Origin of the sequence: Acetobacter conturbans, from assembly GCF_011516755.1 — a bacterium.
Taxonomy (GTDB): Bacteria; Pseudomonadota; Alphaproteobacteria; order Acetobacterales; family Acetobacteraceae; genus Acetobacter; species Acetobacter conturbans.
In genome coordinates this window covers 1-2,006 of record NZ_WOSY01000058.1, presented here as the reverse complement: position 1 = coordinate 2,006, position 2,006 = coordinate 1, and the positions used below count along the sequence as shown (strand labels likewise).

Here is a 2,006-nt window from a genome sequence, read left to right as displayed (position 1 = left end):
CCCGGTTGAAGGACAGATCAGCCGACTGAAAATGATCAAGCGAACCATGTTCGGAAGAGCAGGCTTCGAACTCCTCAGGGCGCGTGTCCTTCAGCCCGCATAATCAAAAAACATCATCACGAAAAGTGCGGAAGAACCCAGTTCTCAGTGAAAATCAACACTCTGTCTTCAGTCCGGGTTTCGCGCTTGAGGCGAGTGTAGCGATCCATCTGTTCAAGCATCGTCAGTGTCTCGGTCATCAGTTTTAGTCCTTGTTCTGTTTTCTCTGGATGCAGGCTGGCGGTCGGGCCTCCCTGCATTGGGTCAGGCAGCAAAACGATGGGCGGGAGGCGCACCGCTCAGCACCGCGCGCGCGTCAGGTGAGCGGCTCAGGGAGAGCTTCAGGGGCTTGTCGTGGCGGCCGTCCCAGCTCAGCCCCTCGCAGGGGATCAGCAACCCGGCCCTGCGCGCGTCCTGATCACGCTGGAAGCACACGCGCTCGTTCCCGCCCTCTGGGCGGCAGCAGGGCTGGCCAGACAGCGCCCCACAGCCACGACACGCCATCTGGTAGGCCGGATCACCAGCGGGCCATTCGTGATGGCAGCGCCGGCACGTTACGGAAGCGTCCACACAGGCCCAGCGTGACGGGGTGGGCCTTTTGGCCGCGGGAGGCAGGAAGGCAATCGGACGCATGGCATTCTCCTTTTCTGAATACCTGCTGCCTGCCGGGACGGCGGCCGCGCGCTCAAACGCGGCGCGCAGCGCCGGGAGCGAAGCCCCACCGTTTGAACGCGCGGCTCCGTTCTGGCAGGCGCGCTGTCTGGTCTGTGTTTTTTGGATTTTGGTCTGGGAGTTACCGCCGTCAGGCGGCGATCCGTACCACCTCAAGGTGGCTGTCCAGATGGGCTTTCACTGCAGCCCGCGCGTCAGCATCGGCAACGTCCGACGTCAGGGCCTCGGCGGCCTGTTCAAGCAGAGCGTCCTTCAGTTCGGCCGCGTCTTCTTCCTGTTCTTCAGGGTCATGGGCCTCGCCTGCGTCAGCGGTTTCTGAGAGCGTAGTCTCAGCCTCGTCCGACCCTTCCAGACCAGTTCCATACAGTTCTTCTTCAACGGGAAGCAGGTGGTCAAATTCGCCCTCTTCTTCGTCGTCGCCCTCATCACCGCCTCTCAGAGAGGCCAGCCTTTCAGCGTTACGCACCATGGCGGCCTGTTCCACTTTCCAGTCCTTGGCAGCAGACCCAAACCCGGCCTGCTCGGGCACCCACCGCCCCTCAGCCCCCACATGCGCCATGATAGCGTGACGCATCTCCTTGCCGGTGTTTCGGGGCGGCAGGTTCAGTGTCTTGCCCGCTTCCATGATGCCGGGCTTGCTGAAGCATTTGAGGAAATCGTCGAACGCCATATTGGGCATCTGCCCATCAGCGTCGAACATCAGCCCCATGAGCTGGGCCGTCAGACCGCTGCCGCTGTGCTGGCTGATCGTACAGTTGGCGACGTTCTTGAGCACGGCCACCGCTTCCTGTCGTAGGAGTGCAGGATCACGGACCAGCACACCTTCGGGGAACAGCGTGGCCAGTGCGGTCTCCTGTCGGCTCATCTGACCATAAGGCGCGCGTTCAGGGGTCTGCACGGTGACATTCCTGCCGCCAAGCGCCAGCAGCAAGGCCGCAACCAGATCCCACGGGTCCGCATCCTCGACAACCGCGTCGAGCGCCGCGTGCAACGCCTGTGTGCGGATCAGGCCCATCATAGCCAGACCAGTGCCAGAAATGGCCGCCCGCTCTTTGGGCGCCGCGACACTTGTGGGTGCAATGCTGCGCGGGGGCGTAGTGGCCCTCTGTTCGCCAGTCGCCTGCGGACGCAACGGGATTTCGTCGATCTTCAAGGTGTTGGGGTTGAGGAAATACCCCATCACGTGGAGGGTTCTAAAAACCCCCTGGTTTTGAGGTCTTCTGTATGATTCTATTTCTTCTGCGTTGATTGAGGGAATGGCGATATGAAGCAGTCTGGTTTCTTTGATGTTGAAG

The 2,006-nt window shown here is 61.4% G+C and carries 3 protein-coding genes; all 3 read right to left on the bottom strand.

The features are described from left to right. Positions 1-116 precede the first annotated feature (116 nt). The 3 genes from GOB81_RS17930 to GOB81_RS17245 all read right to left on the bottom strand — a co-directional run bounded on the left by GOB81_RS17930 (position 117) and on the right by GOB81_RS17245 (position 1,894). On the bottom strand, positions 117-239 hold the full coding sequence (locus GOB81_RS17930; RefSeq protein WP_277876935.1) for a hypothetical protein: 123 nt from the start codon (positions 237-239) through the stop codon (positions 117-119). Positions 240-303: 64 nt separating this feature from the next. Then, positions 304-672, bottom strand: a complete 369-nt coding sequence (locus GOB81_RS17850; protein ID WP_173571447.1) for a hypothetical protein — start codon at positions 670-672, stop codon at positions 304-306. 169 nt (positions 673-841) lie between these two features. Further along, positions 842-1,894 carry a hypothetical protein gene (locus GOB81_RS17245; protein WP_173571448.1) on the bottom strand — a complete coding sequence of 351 codons (1,053 nt, stop codon included), beginning with the start codon at positions 1,892-1,894 and terminating at the stop codon, positions 842-844. Between the last annotated feature and the right edge of the window lie 112 nt (positions 1,895-2,006).